16 protein-coding genes and 1 other annotated feature are annotated in these 17,943 nt (G+C 56.4%); of the genes, 8 read left to right on the plus strand and 8 right to left on the minus strand.

Annotated elements, in window-relative coordinates; translation table 11 throughout:
- Positions 1-151: 151 nt before the first annotated feature.
- Both ACLGE8_RS12700 and cobO read left to right on the plus strand, forming a co-directional pair.
- On the plus strand, positions 152-913 hold the full coding sequence (locus ACLGE8_RS12700) for a YciK family oxidoreductase (protein ID WP_410998919.1): 762 nt from the start codon (positions 152-154) through the stop codon (positions 911-913).
- Positions 910-1,500, plus strand: coding sequence for a cob(I)yrinic acid a,c-diamide adenosyltransferase (gene cobO / locus ACLGE8_RS12705; RefSeq protein ID WP_410998921.1), 591 nt, complete (start codon positions 910-912; stop codon positions 1,498-1,500). The genes ACLGE8_RS12700 and cobO overlap by 4 nt, the downstream gene beginning before the upstream one ends.
- On the opposite strand, the gene ACLGE8_RS12710 is transcribed toward cobO, so the two are convergent.
- The 5 genes from ACLGE8_RS12710 to ACLGE8_RS12730 form a co-directional block, all read right to left on the minus strand.
- Positions 1,472-2,446 carry an AraC family transcriptional regulator gene (locus ACLGE8_RS12710; protein ID WP_410998923.1) on the minus strand — a complete coding sequence of 325 codons (975 nt, stop codon included), beginning with the start codon at positions 2,444-2,446 and terminating at the stop codon, positions 1,472-1,474. The two genes, cobO and ACLGE8_RS12710, sit on opposite strands and share 29 nt — an antisense overlap.
- Positions 2,447-2,469: 23 nt before the next feature.
- Positions 2,470-4,821 (minus strand): beta-glucosidase, encoded by a 2,352-nt coding sequence (locus ACLGE8_RS12715; protein ID WP_410998925.1) that lies wholly within the window; start codon positions 4,819-4,821, stop codon positions 2,470-2,472.
- An 18-nt stretch (positions 4,822-4,839) separates the two neighbouring features.
- A complete protein-coding gene (locus ACLGE8_RS12720) occupies positions 4,840-6,201 on the minus strand; it encodes an MFS transporter (RefSeq protein ID WP_410998927.1) in 1,362 nt (453 codons plus the stop codon).
- 181 nt (positions 6,202-6,382) lie between these two features.
- On the minus strand, positions 6,383-7,312 hold the full coding sequence (rluB, locus tag ACLGE8_RS12725; RefSeq protein ID WP_410998929.1) for a 23S rRNA pseudouridine(2605) synthase RluB: 930 nt from the start codon (positions 7,310-7,312) through the stop codon (positions 6,383-6,385).
- A 243-nt stretch (positions 7,313-7,555) separates the two neighbouring features.
- Positions 7,556-8,047: a GNAT family N-acetyltransferase gene (locus tag ACLGE8_RS12730; RefSeq protein ID WP_410998931.1), complete on the minus strand. Its 492-nt coding sequence runs from the start codon at positions 8,045-8,047 to the stop codon at positions 7,556-7,558.
- Between the two features lie 96 nt (positions 8,048-8,143).
- Here ACLGE8_RS12730 and ACLGE8_RS12735 point away from each other — a divergent pair, with 96 nt between their 5' ends.
- Positions 8,144-9,055 carry a LysR family transcriptional regulator gene (locus ACLGE8_RS12735; protein ID WP_410998933.1) on the plus strand — a complete coding sequence of 304 codons (912 nt, stop codon included), beginning with the start codon at positions 8,144-8,146 and terminating at the stop codon, positions 9,053-9,055.
- Positions 9,056-9,094: 39 nt separating this feature from the next.
- Here the strand turns inward: ACLGE8_RS12735 and ACLGE8_RS12740 are convergent, their stop codons facing one another.
- Together ACLGE8_RS12740 and rnm are read right to left on the minus strand one after the other, a co-directional pair.
- Positions 9,095-9,715 carry an L-threonylcarbamoyladenylate synthase gene (locus ACLGE8_RS12740; RefSeq protein ID WP_368300866.1) on the minus strand — a complete coding sequence of 207 codons (621 nt, stop codon included), beginning with the start codon at positions 9,713-9,715 and terminating at the stop codon, positions 9,095-9,097.
- On the minus strand, positions 9,712-10,593 hold the full coding sequence (rnm, locus tag ACLGE8_RS12745) for an RNase RNM (protein WP_410999075.1): 882 nt from the start codon (positions 10,591-10,593) through the stop codon (positions 9,712-9,714). The genes ACLGE8_RS12740 and rnm overlap by 4 nt, the downstream gene beginning before the upstream one ends.
- Before the next feature lie 167 nt (positions 10,594-10,760).
- Positions 10,761-10,853 (plus strand) — a sequence feature (Trp leader region).
- 34 nt (positions 10,854-10,887) lie between these two features.
- Here rnm and ACLGE8_RS12750 point away from each other — a divergent pair.
- The 5 genes from ACLGE8_RS12750 to trpA are packed head-to-tail and all read left to right on the plus strand — an operon-like array spanning position 10,888 to position 17,419.
- Positions 10,888-12,450 carry an anthranilate synthase component 1 gene (locus tag ACLGE8_RS12750; protein ID WP_410998935.1) on the plus strand — a complete coding sequence of 521 codons (1,563 nt, stop codon included), beginning with the start codon at positions 10,888-10,890 and terminating at the stop codon, positions 12,448-12,450.
- The gene (trpD, locus tag ACLGE8_RS12755; RefSeq protein WP_410998937.1) at positions 12,450-14,045 is read left to right on the plus strand and encodes a bifunctional anthranilate synthase glutamate amidotransferase component TrpG/anthranilate phosphoribosyltransferase TrpD; all 1,596 of its coding nucleotides are present in this window, start codon (positions 12,450-12,452) and stop codon (positions 14,043-14,045) included. The genes ACLGE8_RS12750 and trpD overlap by 1 nt, the downstream gene beginning before the upstream one ends.
- Positions 14,046-14,048: 3 nt before the next feature.
- Positions 14,049-15,407 carry a bifunctional indole-3-glycerol-phosphate synthase TrpC/phosphoribosylanthranilate isomerase TrpF gene (gene trpCF, locus ACLGE8_RS12760; RefSeq protein WP_410998939.1) on the plus strand — a complete coding sequence of 453 codons (1,359 nt, stop codon included), beginning with the start codon at positions 14,049-14,051 and terminating at the stop codon, positions 15,405-15,407.
- Between the two features lie 9 nt (positions 15,408-15,416).
- A complete protein-coding gene (gene trpB / locus ACLGE8_RS12765) occupies positions 15,417-16,610 on the plus strand; it encodes a tryptophan synthase subunit beta (RefSeq protein ID WP_395594939.1) in 1,194 nt (397 codons plus the stop codon).
- Positions 16,610-17,419, plus strand: coding sequence for a tryptophan synthase subunit alpha (gene trpA / locus ACLGE8_RS12770; protein WP_410998941.1), 810 nt, complete (start codon positions 16,610-16,612; stop codon positions 17,417-17,419). The genes trpB and trpA overlap by 1 nt, the downstream gene beginning before the upstream one ends.
- A gap of 23 nt (positions 17,420-17,442) precedes the next feature.
- Here the strand turns inward: trpA and ACLGE8_RS12775 are convergent, their stop codons facing one another.
- A complete protein-coding gene (locus ACLGE8_RS12775) occupies positions 17,443-17,907 on the minus strand; it encodes a MarR family winged helix-turn-helix transcriptional regulator (protein ID WP_410998943.1) in 465 nt (154 codons plus the stop codon).
- Positions 17,908-17,943 lie beyond the last annotated feature (36 nt).

The following is a 17,943-nucleotide window of genomic DNA, read 5'->3' on the forward strand; positions in this document are numbered from 1 at the left end:
TACTTTTTTGCTGATGAAATCATTGCAAATTGTTAATTACTCGTTGTCTCTCCCGTGCGCCGATTGAAATAGGGCGAAGATTCAGGCATAAAGCCCAAAAGCCATGAAAAGTACATGAAATATGGCGGGCAAATGCCATAGAGGAGTCACCGTGCACTATCAACCCCAGCTCGATTTGTTGCAAAACCGTATCATTCTGGTCACCGGTGCCAGCGATGGTATCGGCCGTGAAGCGGCTATCACCTACGCCCGTTACGGCGCCAGCGTTATTTTGCTTGGCCGCAGCGATGAGAAACTGCGTGCAGTTGCGCAAGAAATAGACCTCGCAGGTCTACGGCCTGCCCGCTGGTTTACCCTCGACCTGCTTACCTGTACGCCACAGGATTGCCAGCATATTGCTCAGCAAGTTAGCCTCCATTACCCGCATCTTGACGGCGTGTTGCACAACGCCGGACTTCTGGGCGACGTGGTACCGATGGAGCAGCAGGACCCCGCCGTCTGGCAGCAGGTGATGCAAGTCAACGTCAACGGCACCTTTATGCTCACCCAGGCGCTGCTGCCGCTGCTGTTAAAAGCAGAATCCGGTTCGCTGGTCTTTACCTCATCAAGCGTTGGTCGTGAGGGGCGCGCCAACTGGGGCGCCTATGCGGTATCGAAATTTGCCACCGAAGGGATGATGCAGGTGCTGGCAGAAGAGTATAAAAATCGCCATCTGCGGGTAAACTGTATTAACCCCGGCGGGACCCGCACCAAAATGCGCGCCAGCGCCTTCCCAACGGAAGACGCGTTAAAGCTAAAAACCCCTGCCGATATTATGCCGCTCTATCTGTGGCTGATGGGTGACGATAGCCGCCGTAAAACCGGCATGACTTTTGATGCCCAGCCAGGGCGTAAACCAGGAATTGCACAATGAGTGAAGAACGTTACCGCGAGCGCCAGCAACGGGTAAAAGAGCGCGTTGCCGCCCGCGTGGCCGCCGCCCAGGATACCCGTGGCATCGTTATCGTGTTTACCGGCAACGGTAAAGGCAAGACCACCGCCGCCTTCGGTACCGCCACTCGCGCGGTTGGCCACGGTCATAACGTTGGGGTGATCCAGTTTATTAAAGGCACCTGGCCTAACGGCGAGCGTAACCTGCTCGAACCGCTCGGCGTCGAGTTTCAGGTGATGGCTACCGGTTTTACCTGGGACACCCAGAATCGGGAAAGCGATACCGAAGCCTGTCTCGCCGTCTGGGAGCATGCCAGGCGAATGCTGGCCGACGACACGCTGGATATGGTGCTGCTCGATGAGCTGACCTATATGGTGGCGTATGACTATCTGCCGTTAGAAGAGGTATTAACCGCGCTGAAAAACCGTCCGCATCATCAGACGGTGATCATTACCGGCCGCGGTTGCCACCGGGATATTCTTGAGTACGCCGATACGGTCAGCGAACTGCGTCCGGTGAAGCACGCGTTTGAAGCCGGTATTAAAGCGCAGATTGGGATCGATTACTGACCGCGAGCCGGTCAAGCAGCAGGTGATTGAGCGGCAGGCACAGGCAGTCTTCACCCTGTGCCAGTGCCACCTCCGTCAGATTCTGACGCGAGATAAAGCGTTTGCGATACTCGGTCGGCGTCAGCCCGCAGTACTTATTAAAAGCGGCAATCAGCAGCTTGTGCTCCTGAAAACCGCAGCTGTGGCTGATGTCGGTAATCGGCGTGCGCGTGTCGCGCAGCAGCGTGCGGGCTTTGTTCAGCCTGACCAGCGTCAGATACTCTTTAAAATTGTGCCGGCTGACTTTTTTAAACAGTCGGGAGAACCACGAATAGCTCATCCCGCAATGCTCAGCAACATCAGTGAGCGTTAGCGGTTGATCAAAGTGTTGATTAATATATTCAATCCCCGCTTTGATCATCGCTTCTTCCCGCAGCGTACTTTCACCTCGCTCTATAGGCTGCCCGGCAGCCACCAGTGCATCCAGGAGCAGATAGATAGCGGCGATACGCTGAAATGGCGCATGGTTGTCGATAATGCGTTCCAGCAGCGCCGTCAGCCGCTGGAAAACCACGCGGTCGGCAGCACTCATGGCTAGTTGATGTGTGCGCCATTCCAGCAGCGGCGCGGGATGCAGCTCATCAAAAAGTCCAGGAGAGAACTGCACCGTGACCAGTTGGCTCCCCTCTTCCTCCACGTTCAGTTCATGCACTTCTTCGGCATTGATATAGAGCATCTCGCCCTGTTGCAGCATCACGTTTTGCTGGCCGACGGTCAGAGAAAAACGCCCGTTCAGCACCGTAATCAGCTCCGGTGCCGGATGCCAGTGCGGCTCGCAGTAGCGAACCTCAGCGGCAAACACATTCAGCTTTTCCGCGTCAAAAGCAATCAGCTCATAGCCGCTATTCGCCGTCTGCCGCCCGGTATGCGTCGCCGGATGGGGATGCGTCACTGAAAATGGGAACACGCGCTCTCTCCTGTTGTGGGCCGTTATTGGGGTTCAGCCAACACGGCGTTTAGCTCATCGCGGTCGATGTCCAGCGCCAGAAACTCGGTCAGCGCAATCAGCAGGCCGCAGAACAGATCCGGGGCCAGCCGAATCAGCTTTTCTCGTACCTGTTCCGGTGGCAGCTGGCTTTTATCGGCAATCAACTGCACTACGCGAGCAAAGGCTTTCGGCTGCTGGATCAGCTGCTGCAACGAGTTATCGTCACGCAGCGGCACGTAGCGGGCCGGGCAATCCACCATAAACGTCGCGTTCAGCGGCAGGTCACGGGAGGAACCACCAATATGGACCTGCCAGTTCCCCGGTGTTATCACCCAATCCGCAAGGCCAGGATGGTAGGAGGCCAGTTCAGCAATCGGTAACTGCAGGCTGACGCGTTTGGTCTCACCCGCCGCGAGGGCTATTTTATCAAACCCTTTCAGTGCGCGGACTTCACGGATCAGTTCGCCCTCTGGGGCAGAAACGTACAGCTGTACAATCTCTTTGCCGTCTACCGCGCCAATGTTACTCAGATCAAAGGTAAGCGTGAGCGTGTCGTCCGCACCAAGAGTCTCCACCGATAGCGACAGATTGTTGTAGCTAAATTGGGTATAGCTTAAGCCAAATCCAAACGGGAAGCGCGGCGTCAGGCAGCGTTTATCATAGTAGCGATAGCCAACAAACAGTCCTTCACCGTAGTGATGGCGCAGGTTTTCGCCAGGGTAGTTCAACCAGGCCGGCGTCTCTTCCAGGGTGTTAGGTACGGTTACCGTCAGCTTGCCGCTTGGGTTACGCTGACCGAACAGAATTTCCGCCACCGCGCGCCCCATCCCCTGCCCGGCAAAGAAGGTTTCCAGCAGCGCTTTACATTCACCGAGCCATGGCATAACCACCGCGTCGCTGTTCGCCAGCACCACCACCACATTGGGCTGCACCGACGCCACTTCGCGGATCAGCCGCTCATGTACCGCCAGAATATTCAGGTCGTGACGGTCGCCGTTCTCACCGTCTTCACCCACCGCCGTGCTAACAAAGATCACCGCCACGTCGGACTCCTGGGCCACCGCTTTCGCCTGTGCCAGCGCGGCTTCATCGCTCTGCAGATCGTCCGGTGCGCCGACGGCCCAGCTAACGCTGAATGCTTCGCCAGCGAGGTCGAAAATCTCATCCAGAGGACGGTCAAGCAGATACGGCACCGTGGTCGCACAGCCGGACCCCTGAATCACCGGCTCCTGCGCCGGTTTACCCAGCACGGCGATACGCGGCGTTTTTTCCGGACGCAGCGGCAGAAGATTGTCGTCATTTTTCAGCAGAACGATTGATTCTACCGCCAACTGCTGTGAAAGTCGGTGATGCGCGGAAAAATCGGCCTGAGTCTCTGGGCGGCGATTGCGCTGCACTTTGTCCAGCAACGCCAACATCCGCAGGCAGGCGCTATCGACTACCGCCATTGGCACTTCACCGGCGTTGATGGCCGCCAGCAGCGTCTGCTTATCGCGGCGAGTTTCCGGCATCGCCAGATCGTTCCCCGCCAGCAGTGACGCAGGTCTATCTTTAATACCATACCAGTCGGACATCACCAGGCCGTCATAGCCCCACTCATCGCGCAGCACCTGCGTTAACAGGAACGGGTCCTGTGAAGTCTGCACACCGTTGAGGCGGTTATAGGAGGACATCACCGTCCACGGCTGCGATTTGGCAATCGCCCGCTGGAATCCCGCCAGATAGATTTCCCGCAGCGCGCGCTCTTCAATAATGGAGTCCATTTCGGTGCGGCGGTATTCTGAGTTGTTGGCCGCAAAGTGCTTCAGGCTGGCGCCCACGCCTTCATCCTGTAAGCCATTGATAAGCGCGGCGGCAATGTCGCCGCTCACCACTGGATCTTCGGCGTAGTATTCGTAACCGCGTCCCGCCAGCGGCGTGCGGCGAATGTTAATCCCCGGCCCCAGTAAAATTCCCACGCCCATATGCTGGCATTCACGCCCCAGCGCCTGGCCCATCTGATAAACCAGATCAATATCCCAGCTACAGGCAAGGCTTGAGCCGTTAGGGAAGCAGGTGGCCGGCAGCGAGGCGCTGAACAGTGCTTCACTGCCCCCTTTCGCCGCAGGTTCTTCAGCGTTAGCCTTGTCGGCGGTTTGGGTGATCACCGAGATGAAATCATCCATGCTCCATTTTTCGTTACCGTCTATCTGCGCACTGCTGTAACGCACGCCGTAGGTACCGTCGGTCATCACAATATCGTCGATGCCGTGCTGCGGTAGACTCGCCGTACGCCACAGCCCGCTGCCGGTCAGCAGCGCCACTTTCTCTTCTGCATTCATCGCCGCAATAAGCGTTTTAAAATCACGATTCATTTCTCTGGCTCCCTGAGGTTAAAGCGCGTTCTGCTTGCGCAGGCTGATTTTCTGCACGATGTCGCGGTAGGTTTTTTCATCCAGCGAATAGCTGGCAACGAAGATGGCGCTAATTGCAAACATCGCACCGGGGAATAACGTCATCAGAATATTGATACCGCTCAGCGCGTTGGCGCTAATATTGGCAGCATCATAGTGGTAATAATCCAGCATCCACCCGGAACAGCCGCCGCCGATGGCCATCGCTATTTTGGTAATAAAGTTAAAGAAACCGTAAATAGCCCCCTCGGAGCGCACGCCATGGTGCCATTCGGCATATTCCACGGTGTCGGCAATCATTGACCACATGGCGACAAAGCCCATGCCCAACGTAATACTGAACAGGCATACCCCGGTCATAATCAGCCAGATATTATTACCGGCCACGAAATACTGCATCAGCACGCCCAGCACGCCAATTAACAGCGCCACCAGCGTCATTTTCTTTTTGCCGATGACGGCAATCACTTTCTCCGAAACCACCGTTCCCGAAATATAGGCGGCGGACTGAATCATAAAGAACGAGGCGGTAAAACCTTCATTGCCGATGATGTATTTAATAAAGTAAATCGCGATCGCCATCCACACGGTGTAGGCGATATAGAAGAAGACGGTAAATAACGATAGGTTAATCAGCGGCGCATTGCCCATCACCGCGCGGAACATTTCACGCAGCGTCGGCGCAGGCGTATCTTCCTCTTCCCCCACGCGCTCTTTGGTCATGCCAAAGCAGGCGAGGAACAGGAACGTCGCCAGCAGCGCAAAGCAGGAGACGGCAAAGACGTAGCCCAGCTGTTTGTCATCAAATGGCGATATCAGAATATCCGCAGTGGTAGAGACAATCAGGTAGCCGACAATCGCCATCACAAAACGATAGACCGACAGCGACGAGCGTGAGGCCTCGTGCTGGGTTAAACGGTTGGTCAAGGCCGAATACGGCGTATTGACCGCGGTGTAAGCCAGGCAGTAGATGGTGTAGGAACAAAGCGCGAACCAGAATTTGGCCTCGCCGCCAAACGGCAGGAAGCACAGCACGGTCAGTATACCCAGCGGCACTGAGCCATATAATAACCACGGGCGCAGCTTACCGTAGCGGCTGTGGGTTTTATCAATGGCAAAGCCAATCAGGATATTAAAAATTGCATCAACGACTCGCGCAATAACAAAGATCAGGCTCGCCTGAACCGCGCTAATACCGTAGATGTTGGTATAGAAGAATAATAAAAAGAGTGAAACAAAACCGAAGGATAAATTAGAGGCAAAGTCGCCGAAGCCATAACCAATCTTTTCTTTAACGCCGATAACCACATAGCTTGCCGAGAGTTTTTGAGTTGTATCCATTTCGGGCTACCTGTTTGAGTAATCTATGGCAACAGTATATGGCGAGGGTTATTTTATCACTTTGCGTTCTTTGTCCGGGGAATTCCTGTTTTTTGTCTTTATAAAGAAGTGTGAATGGCATCACAGGAGGAGATTAACACGGGGGAAGTATTCCGGCGGAAGCCCGCCGGAACTGACGTCGTTAGCCTTTCGGTTTATTACGGGTGCTGGAACGACGGTTAGTATTATTATTGTTACCGGTATTACCCCCGGTGGTGGTGTGACGCTTCACGGCGCGACGAATCTGATTCGCCTTCATGCGACGGCGGTCTTTTTCTACCGCCACTTTCGACGTGGTTTCGGCTGGCAGTTCTACCAGCTCACGCAGGTAGTTGGTCTGCGCCAGATCCAGCTCGGTATAGCCACCGCGCGGCAGGCCTTTTGGCAGCGGGATGTCGCCGTAGCGAACGCGGATAAGACGGCTCACCTGCACGCCTACCGCTTCCCACAGACGACGAACTTCACGGTTACGACCTTCGGTCAGGGTCACGTTGTACCACTGGTTGATGCCTTCGCCGCCGCTGAATTTGATGGTTTTGAATGCCGCAGGGCCATCTTCCAGCTGAACGCCACGGGAGAGCTGACGCACTTTCGTATCATCCACTTCACCGAACACGCGCACCGCGTATTCACGTTCAACTTCACGGCTTGGGTGCATCAGGCGGTTTGCCAGCTCACCATCGGTGGTGAACAGCAGCAGACCACAGGTGTTCACGTCCAGACGGCCAACGGCAATCCAGCGCGCGCCACGCAGCTTCGGAAGACGGTCAAATACGGTCGGGCGACCTTCCGGGTCGTTACGCGTACACAGCTCGCCTTCCGGCTTGTAGTACGCCAACACGCGACAGATTTGTTCTACGGATTCTTTAACGGAGATGAGGTGCCCGTCGATACGAATTTTGAGGCCTGGGATCACTTCAACGCGATCGCCCAATTTGGCGATTTTTCCGTCCACACTAACGCGGCCCGCTTCAATAATCGTTTCAATTTCACGACGGGAGCCGTGGCCGGCGCGTGCCAGCACTTTTTGCAGTTTTTCGCTTTTATCGCTTTTAACGATTTTATCGCTCATAGAGCTTCCTTCCGGTGTCGCCTTCACAGGCGTCTTAGAGACTTCATCAGCAACGCGGGAAATCAGCACCGGGTTGCATAAGGAGGCAGGCAGCGGCGTTTTTTCGTGACGCAGGCTACCCACCCAAAATGGTGACCGCACATACTACACGAATTTTAGGAGAAAAGGGCAGCTTGTTCCTGCCCTTTTGTTTCACTTTATCGGCCGTCGCGGCGAAAAGAAGTCTGATGCCGGGATAAAACGCTAAATCACCTGCATCATTTCGAACCACTCCTCCCCACCATGCGTCGAGTCAGATTTTTTCAGGAACTGATAGCCAAAGCGTTTATACATCTCAAGATACTGTGCTTTACACATCAGATAGATAGCAGTTTTTCCCTGCTGACGCAGATGCTCGATAAACGCCTGCATCATGACGGTGGAGAGACCTTTGCCCTGATAATCCGGGTGCAGTACCACCGACATAATCACCACGTTTGGCGCTTTAGGATCATGGCCCACCAGCTCTTTAAACTCTTCATCGGACATCACCACATCCCAAGCGCAGCCAGCGTTGATAAAGCCGATAATATCGCCATCCTGCTCCATGCACATAAAGCCCTGCGGGTAGCGGCCGATGCGGATAGCAATTTTCTCCCGCGTTGCCGCTTCGTCTGCCGGGTAGGCTGCGGATTCAATTTCATAACAACGGTCGATGTCGGACGGAGTGGCCTGACGGAAAATAGCGTGTGACACAGTACCTCCAGAGATACGCTTTCAGTTGATGTTCGCTATTCTAGCGCCAGCATGATATGAATACGCTGCATTCTTTTCACCGGTAAACTGAATATCATGCATCGTAATCTTCGCCTGTTGGACCTTAACCTGCTGCTGGTCTTCGACGCCCTCTATCGCCATCGTCGCGTGGCCGAAGCCGCCAGTGAACTCGCCATGAGCCCTTCGGCATTCAGCCACGCATTAAGTCGCCTGCGTAGCTCGCTCAACGATCCGTTATTCAGCCGTCAGGGTAGTCAGATGCAGCCGACCCTACGCGCCGAATCGCTGTTCCCCGCCATTGCCGGAGCATTATCGGCGCTGAACGGCGAGCTGGGTCAGGCCGACCATTTTCAGCCTGAAACCAGCAACCAGATCTTCACCTTTGCCGCCACCGATTACACCGCCGCGGTATTTTTCCCCGAGCTGATATCCCGTCTTCAGGCCTGTGCGCCCGGCATTCGTACGCGGATTGTCTACTCCCGCGAATATGACGCACTGGAAGAACTGCTGACTGGTAGAGTCAATTTTGCCATCGGTTTTGAGGAAGAGAACGTGCAGCCCCGCCATGGCCTGGCGTCACTGGAGCTGTTTACCGACGACTACGTGGTGGCGGTGCGCAAAGGGCATCCGTTGGTTAACGAGATACTGACAGCAGAAACTTACCTGCAGCTGGGCCACGTGGTGGTCAGCCCGTGGAACGAGCACCATCGTCCTATCGACAGCTATCTTGCCTCGCGCCACGTAAGCCGCCGCACGGTGGTGGAATTGCCGAGCGTAATGTCCGCGCCGTTTATCGTCAGCCGCACGGATCTGGCGATCACCCTGCCGCGCCGTGGTGTGCACCAGCTTTTTGATACCCGCCAGCTCACCCTGCACACGCCGCCGTTCCCTATTCCGCCCTACACCCTGAAAGTGTATTACCGCCCGGCGAGCGGACAGGCGAAAGCGCAGCAGTGGATGCTGGAGCAGATAAGTCAGCTGGAATAGATGAAGTACCCGGCGAGGGGATCGCCGGGTCAGGAAGGATCAGAGGAACGGTTTTACGTCGCCGACGCCTTCACGCACCACGACCGGAGAATCTTCAGTCAGGTCAATAACAGTGGTGGGTTGCTGGCCGAGATAGCCGCCGTGGATAATCAGATCCACCTGCTTCTCCAGACGATCTTTGATCTCTTCCGGGTCGGATTCAGTGAAATCACTGCCCGGCAGCATCAGGGAGGTCGACAGCATCGGCTCGCCCAATGTTTCCAGCAGCGCCTGAGCAATCGGGTTCGACGGTACGCGCATGCCGATGGTTTTACGCTTTTCCTGCAGCAGACGACGCGGCACTTCTTTGGTGCCCTTGAGGATGAAGGTGTAGTTGCCCGGCGTGTTGTTTTTGATTAAGCGAAACGCCACGTTATCGACGTAGGAGTAGGTCGACAGTTCGGACAAGTCGCGGCACATCAGCGTAAAGTTGTGGCCGTCCGGCAGATGACGGATGCGGCAGATACGCTCCATCGCGCCTTTGTCTTCAATTTTGCAGCCCAGCGCGTAGCCGGAGTCGGTTGGGTAGACGATGACGCCGCCCTTACGCACAATCTCGACCGCCTGGTTAATCAGACGCGCCTGCGGGTTATCCGGATGGATATAAAAAAACTGACTCATGCTTCCCTCTCAATTGGATTCTGCGGCTGCTCCCAGCGCTGCCAGACACCCTCGACGCCTGCGGGTAACCACAGTTTGCGGCCCAGTTCAATCCACGGGCAGGGCTGATGGAAATCCGACCCTTGTGACGCCAGTAAACCGTATTCGCGGGCATAGGTGGCAAGCTGAGCGCGCTCGTGAGGCGCTTGCTGACACTGGGCGACTTCCATCGCGTCGCCGCCGTGTTCGCTAAAGTGTGCCAGCAATCTTTTCAGCCACTTGGCGGACAAATTGTACCGCCCCGGGTGGGCCAATACCGCTACCCCACCCGAATGATGAATGACATCAATAGCTTCCTTTATTGTACACCACTGTGGCGGAACGTATCCGGTTTTCCCACGCGCGAGGTACTTTTTAAAAACATCGCCAATATTATTCGCTTTCCCCTGCTCGACGAGGAATCGTGCAAAGTGCGCACGCGTCACTGCCCCACCCTCAGCGTACTTCTGCGCCGCTTCCCAGGCTCCCGGAATATGCGCTTTTTCCAGCCGCTCGGCGATCATCACGCCACGCTGCTCACGGCGTGTTATCTGCGCGCTTAAAAACGCGGTGAGCGCCGGATTAGCAATATCAATATTCAGGCCAACAATATGAATCTCGTGATTTTCCCACAGGGTCGAGATCTCTACGCCGCTAATCAGCGTCAGCGGCAAACCCGCACGAGCAATTTCCGCTCGCGCGGCAGGAATGGCAGCGACAGAATCATGGTCGGTGATAGCCAGCGTGCCTACACGGTTTTCCAGCGCACGATGCACCAGCGCTTCCGGCGTCAGTCGTCCGTCGGAGGCGACCGTGTGGCTATGCAGGTCATAAATGATGGCGTACTCGTTGTCGCTCAAAACAGCTCCCATTGGACTACCTATAAGGATTCGCGGCCTATCATAACGGCATTGCATGAAATTCTAAAATCAGGGGTTGACTTTGCCCTCTCGAACTAGTTAACTAGTACGCAAGTTCACTTAGTAAAAGGTATCTAAAAATGATGCGTAAAATCATTGCTCTGCACGGCGGTTGGTGGCGTACTTCCCAGTAGGGCGGAGCCAACACGTCTGCGTTATGCATACAGATACCCGGCCCGCCAATGAGCGGGCTTTTTATTAAGTAAAAATCATTCAGAACAGGCGAGAACAACGATGCAAACACAAAAACCTATGCTCGAGCTTCTGACCAGCGATGCGATTTACCGTGAGAATCCGACCGCGCTGTTCCATCAGCTGTGCGGTGCACGCCCGGCGACGCTGCTGCTTGAATCAGCCGACATTGATAGCAAAAACGATTTAAAGAGCCTGCTGCTGGTCGATAGCGCGCTGCGCATCACCGCGCTGGGTGATACCGTCACCATTCAGGCGTTGTCCGATAACGGTGCCTCTCTGCTGCCGCTGCTGGATGCCGCGCTGCCAGCGGGCGTTGAAAACAACCGCCAGCCAACCTGCCGCGTGCTGCGCTTCCCGGCGGTGAGTACGCTGCTGGATGAAGATGCTCGCCTGTGTTCACTGTCAGTGTTCGACGCCTTCCGCCTGTTACAAGAGCTGGTGACCGTTCCGCAAAACGAACGTGAAGCGATGTTCTTCGGCGGCCTGTTTGCCTACGACCTGGTCGCTGGTTTTGAAGACCTGCCGCAGCTGGAAAGCGATACCAGTTGCCCGGACTATTGCTTCTATCTGGCCGAAACGCTGCTGGTCATTGACCACCAGACCAAAAACACCCGCATTCAGGCGAGCCTGTTTACGCCATCCGAATCGGAGAAAGACCGTCTGCTGCAACGCATTGCCCAGGTTCGCCAGCAGTTGAACGAACCGCCGTCAGCGCTGCCGGTGCATGAAATCAGCACCATGCGCTGCGAAACCAACCAAAGTGACGAAGAATACGGCGATGTGGTGCGTAAGATGCAAAAAGCGATTCGCGCCGGGGAAATTTTCCAGGTGGTGCCGTCTCGTCGCTTCTCGCTGCCTTGCCCTTCTCCGCTCGCCGCCTACGACGTGCTGAAAAAGAGCAACCCAAGCCCGTATATGTTCTTTATGCAGGACAACGACTTCTCGCTGTTCGGCGCTTCACCGGAAAGCTCGCTGAAGTATGACGCGACCAACCGCCAGATTGAGATCTACCCGATTGCCGGTACCCGCCCACGCGGCCGCCGCGCCGACGGCTCGCTGGACCGCGACCTCGACAGCCGCATTGAGCTTGAAATGCGTACCGACCATAAAGAGCTCTCCGAGCATCTGATGCTGGTCGACCTGGCACGTAACGATCTGGCGCGTATCTGTACGCCGGGCAGCCGCTACGTGGCAGACCTGACCAAAGTTGACCGTTACTCCTTTGTGATGCACCTCGTCTCACGCGTAGTCGGTGAGTTGCGTAAAGACCTCGACGTGCTGCACGCCTACCGTGCCTGCATGAACATGGGCACCCTGAGCGGCGCACCTAAAGTACGTGCGATGCAGCTGATTGCTGCCGCTGAAGGCAAGCGTCGCGGCAGCTACGGCGGCGCGGTGGGCTACTTTACCGCCCACGGCGACCTCGATACCTGCATCGTTATCCGCTCCGCGTTCGTCGAAAACGGCATTGCGACCGTTCAGGCAGGCGCTGGGGTGGTTCTGGATTCCGTTCCGCAGTCTGAAGCCGACGAAACCCGTAATAAAGCTCGTGCGGTTCTGCGCGCCATCGCCACCGCTCATCATGCACAGGAGATTTTCTGATGGCTGACATTCTGCTGCTCGATAACATCGACTCCTTTACTTACAACCTGGCAGATCAGCTGCGCGCAAACGGCCACAACGTGGTGATTTACCGTAACCACGTTCCAGCACAGACCTTAATTGAGCGTCTGGGTACCATGGATAACCCGGTGCTGATGCTCTCCCCAGGCCCCGGCGCACCGTCTGAAGCGGGCTGTATGCCGGAGTTGCTGACCCGCATGCGCGGTAAGCTGCCGATCATCGGTATCTGCCTCGGTCATCAGGCGATTGTTGAAGCCTACGGCGGATACGTTGGTCAGGCAGGCGAAATCCTGCACGGTAAAGCCTCCAGCATTGAACACGACGGCCAGGCGATGTTTGCCGGCTTAAGCAACCCGCTGCCGGTGGCGCGCTACCACTCTTTGGTAGGCAGCAACATTCCGGCCGGTTTAACCATCAACGCCCATTTCAACGGCATGGTGATGGCGGTACGTCATGACGCGGATCGCGTCTGCGGCTTCCAGTTCCACCCGGAATCTATTCTGACCACGCAGGGCGCTCGCCTGTTGGAACAAACGCTGGCGTGGGCGTTGCAGAAGCTGGAGCAGAGCAACACCCTGCAGCCGATTCTGGAAAAACTGTACCAGGCCGAAACCCTGAGTCAGCAGGAAAGCCATCAGCTCTTCTCGGCCGTGGTGCGCGGTGAAGTGAAGCCGGAACAGCTGGCCGCCGCGCTGGTGAGCATGAAAATTCGTGGTGAAAGCCCGAATGAGATTGCCGGTGCCGCCACCGCCCTGCTGGAAAACGCCGCGCCGTTCCCACGTCCGGACTACCCGTTTGCCGATATCGTCGGTACCGGTGGCGACGGCAGCAACAGCATCAACATTTCTACCGCCAGCGCCTTCGTTGCCGCGGCGTGTGGTCTGAAGGTCGCCAAGCACGGCAACCGCAGCGTCTCCAGTAAGTCTGGCTCTTCCGACCTGCTGGCCGCCTTCGGCATTAATCTCGATATGAACGCCGACAAATCGCGCCAGGCGCTGGATGAACTCGGGGTGTGCTTCCTGTTTGCACCGAAGTATCACACCGGTTTCCGCCATGCGATGCCGGTTCGCCAGCAGCTAAAAACCCGCACCCTGTTCAACGTGCTGGGGCCGCTGATTAACCCGGCGCACCCGCCGCTGGCGCTGATTGGCGTCTACAGCCCGGAACTGGTGCTGCCGATTGCTGAAACCCTGCGTGTACTGGGCTACCAGCGTGCCGCAGTGGTTCATAGCGGCGGAATGGACGAAGTGTCGCTGCATGCCCCAACGGTAGTAGCGGAGCTGAATAACGGCGAAATTAAGAGCTATCAGCTGACCGCCGATGACTTTGGCCTCAAGCCGTATCATCAGGCTGAACTGGCCGGTGGCACGCCGGAAGAAAACCGTGACATTCTGACGCGCTTGCTACAAGGTAAAGGTGAAGCGGCCCATGAGTCCGCGGTGGCGGTCAACGTCGCCATGCTGATGCGCCTGTACGGTCATGAAGACCTGAAAGCCAACGTACAACAAGTGCTGGATGTTCTGCACAGTGGTGCAGCCTACGACCGCGTCACCGCATTAGCGGCAAGAGGATAAGAAATGCAGACCGTATTAGCAAAAATCGTTGCCGATAAAGCGATTTGGGTAGAAGCCCGCAAGCAGCAACAACCGTTAGCCTCGTTCCAGAACGATGTACAGCCAAGCCAGCGCAGCTTCTATGATGCGCTGCGCGGCACCCGCACCGCCTTTATTCTGGAGTGCAAAAAAGCCTCTCCGTCGAAAGGGGTGATCCGCGATGATTTCGACCCGGCGCGCATTGCTAACGTTTATAAGCACTACGCCTCGGCAATTTCCGTACTGACCGATGAGAAGTATTTTCAGGGCAGCTTCGACTTCCTGCCTATCGTCAGCGGCATCGCGCCGCAGCCGATTCTGTGCAAAGACTTTATTATCGATGCCTATCAGATCTACCTGGCGCGTTTCTACCAGGCAGACGCCTGCCTGCTGATGCTCTCGGTGCTGGACGACGAGCAGTATCGTCAACTCGCGGCGGTAGCGCATAGCCTGAATATGGGCGTGCTGACCGAAGTCAGTAATGAAGAAGAGCTGGAACGCGCGATTGCGCTGAAGGCAAAAGTTGTGGGTATCAACAACCGCGATCTGCGCGACCTCTCTATCGATTTGAACCGCACTCGCCAGCTGGCGCCGCGTCTGGGCCATGATGTCACGGTGATCAGCGAATCCGGCATCAATACCAATGCGCAGGTTCGTGACCTGAGCCACTTCGCCAACGGCTTCCTGATTGGCTCGGCGATGATGGCTTACGATGACCTGAACGCCGCGGTGCGCCGCGTGCTGCTAGGCGAAAACAAAGTCTGCGGGCTGACCCGTCCACAGGATGCGCAGGCGGCCTATGAAGCCGGTGCTATCTACGGCGGCCTGATTTTTGTGCCTACCTCACCGCGTGCGGTGAACGACACGCAGGCGCGTAACGTGATGAATGGCGCACCGCTTGCCTACGTGGGCGTGTTCCGTAATACCCCAACGGCCGAGGTTGTGGAACGTGCAACCACGCTACAGCTTAAAGCCGTTCAACTGCACGGCAGCGAAGACCAGTCTTATATCGACGCGCTACGTGCCGAACTGCCTGCCAACGTGCAAATCTGGAAAGCGCTGAGCGTCGCCGACTCACTGCCACCTCGTGACCTCAACCACGTCGATAAATACGTGTTCGACAACGGTCAGGGCGGTTCCGGGCAGCGTTTCGACTGGGCACTGTTACAAGGTCAGGATCTGAGCAATGTGATTCTGGCCGGTGGTTTAAGCGCAGATAACTGCGTAGAAGCGGCCAAAAGCGGCTGCGTCGGGCTGGATTTCAATTCAGGCGTAGAGTCACAGCCGGGTATTAAAGATGCCAGCAAACTGGCCTCGGCATTTCAAACGCTGCGCGCATATTAAGGAGCAATAATGAGCACTTTACTGAACCCCTATTTTGGTGAATTTGGCGGAATGTACGTTCCACAGATTCTGATGCCCGCCCTGCGCCAGCTGGAAGAGGCTTTCGTCAGCGCCCAGAAAGACCCTGCGTTTCAGGCAGAGTTTACTGACCTGCTGAAAAACTATGCCGGTCGTCCAACGGCCCTGACCAAGTGCCGCAACCTGACCGCAGGCACCAAAACCACGCTGTACCTCAAGCGTGAAGATTTACTACACGGTGGCGCGCACAAAACCAACCAGGTGCTGGGCCAGGCGCTGCTGGCGAAACGGATGGGCAAAACCGAGATCATCGCCGAAACCGGTGCCGGTCAGCACGGTGTAGCTTCCGCACTCGCCTGCGCCCTGCTCGGCCTGAAGTGCCGCATCTATATGGGCGCGAAAGATATCGAGCGTCAGTCGCCGAACGTCTTCCGTATGCGCTTGATGGGTGCAGAAGTTATCGCGGTACACAGCGGCTCCGCTACCCTGAAAGATGCTTGTAACGAAGCGCTGCGCGACTGGTCTGGCAGCTATGAAACCGCGCACTACATGCTCGGTACCGCCGCAGGCCCGCACCCGTTCCCAACCATCGTACGTGAGTTCCAGCGCATGATTGGTGAAGAGACCAAAGTGCAGATCCGCGAAAAAGAAGGTCGCCTGCCGGATGCAGTGATTGCCTGTGTCGGCGGCGGTTCTAATGCCATCGGCATGTTCGCCGACTTTATCGAAGAAACCAGCGTCGGCCTGATTGGCGTTGAGCCTGCCGGTCACGGTATCGAAACTGGCGAACACGGCGCGCCGCTGAAGCACGGTCGCGTTGGCATCTACTTCGGTATGAAATCACCGATGATGCAGACGGATGAAGGCCAGATTGAAGAATCTTACTCTATCTCTGCCGGTCTGGATTTCCCATCCGTTGGGCCACAGCACGCCTTCCTGAACAGCATTGGTCGCGCCGAATACGTATCGATTACCGATAACGAAGCGCTGGACGCGTTCAAAGAGCTCAGCCGCCACGAAGGGATCATTCCGGCGCTGGAGTCTTCCCACGCTCTGGCCCACGCGCTGAAAATGATGCGTGAAAACCCAGAAAAAGAGCAGCTGCTGGTCGTGAACCTGTCCGGTCGCGGCGACAAAGACATCTTTACCGTACACGATATTCTGAAAGCGCGAGGGGAAATCTGATGGAACGCTATGACAACCTGTTTGCTCAACTGAAGGCCCGCAAGGAAGGCGCATTTGTTCCCTTCGTCACCCTGGGTGACCCGAACCCAGAGCAGTCGCTGAAGATTATCGACACGCTGATTTCCGCGGGTGCTGACGCGCTGGAGCTGGGGATCCCGTTCTCTGACCCGCTGGCCGATGGCCCAACGATTCAGAACGCTACCCTGCGCGCCTTTGCATCGGGCGTTACGCCGACCCAGTGCTTTGAGATGCTGGCGGCAATCCGCCAGAAGTACCCGACGATTCCGATTGGCCTGCTGATGTACGCCAACCTGGTCTTCAACCGCGGTATCGATGAATTCTACGCCGAGTGCGCTCGCGTGGGCGTCGATTCGGTGCTGGTTGCCGACGTGCCGGTGGAAGAGTCCGCACCGTTCCGTCAGGCTGCAATGCGCCATAACGTCGCGCCTATCTTCATCTGCCCGCCAAACGCCGACGATGAACTGCTGCGCCAGATTGCCGAGCACGGCCGGGGCTATACCTACCTGCTCTCCCGTGCAGGCGTAACCGGTACCGAAACCCGCGCTGCGCTGCCGCTGCATCATCTGGTGGAAAAACTGGCTGAGTACAATGCGGCACCGCCGCTACAGGGCTTTGGTATCTCCGCGCCGGATCAGGTGACGGCGACCATCGACGCTGGCTCTGCCGGTGCTATCTCGGGCTCTGCGATTGTCAAAATCATTGAGCGTAACGTCGAGAACCCGCAGGCAATGCTGGATGAGCTTTCAAGCTTTGTCACCAGTATGAAAGCGGCAACCAAATCGGCGTAATGTCTCAGGCCGCCTGACGCTCGTCAGGCGGCTGATTGCTGCTTCAGGCTATCGGCGTATTTACGCGTTAGCGTGAACAGCGCCTGCACCTCTTCCGGCGACCAGTTCGCCAGCACCCGATTCATCAGCGTTTGTCTCGCTAACGCTATCTGCGCAAAAATCGCCAGCCCCTGTTCGCTCAGCGTCACTTCGCTAATCCGCCTATCACTTGCATTCGGTTGCTTATGTGCCAACCCCTGCGCTTCAAGCTTCTTCACCTGGCGGCTAACGGTGGTGTAATCCCGTCCGAGGTTATCGGCTAACTCCACCACCCCTATCGGCCCGCAGCGGCCAATCGCCACCAGCAGTGGAAACAGCAGCTGTTCCAGCTGCACGCCTGCCGCCTGTAACAGCTGCTCATCGCGTGCGGGCTGGTTCATTACGCCGATGATATCCAGCAGCGCGCCGTGGAAATCCGTGATGTCATAATTATTATGTGCATATTGCATATATTTGCCAACCGAGTATAGTGCCGTTATCTGATA

Source organism: Kluyvera sp. 142486 (genome assembly GCF_046569695.1).
GTDB lineage: Bacteria > Pseudomonadota > Gammaproteobacteria > Enterobacterales > Enterobacteriaceae > Kluyvera.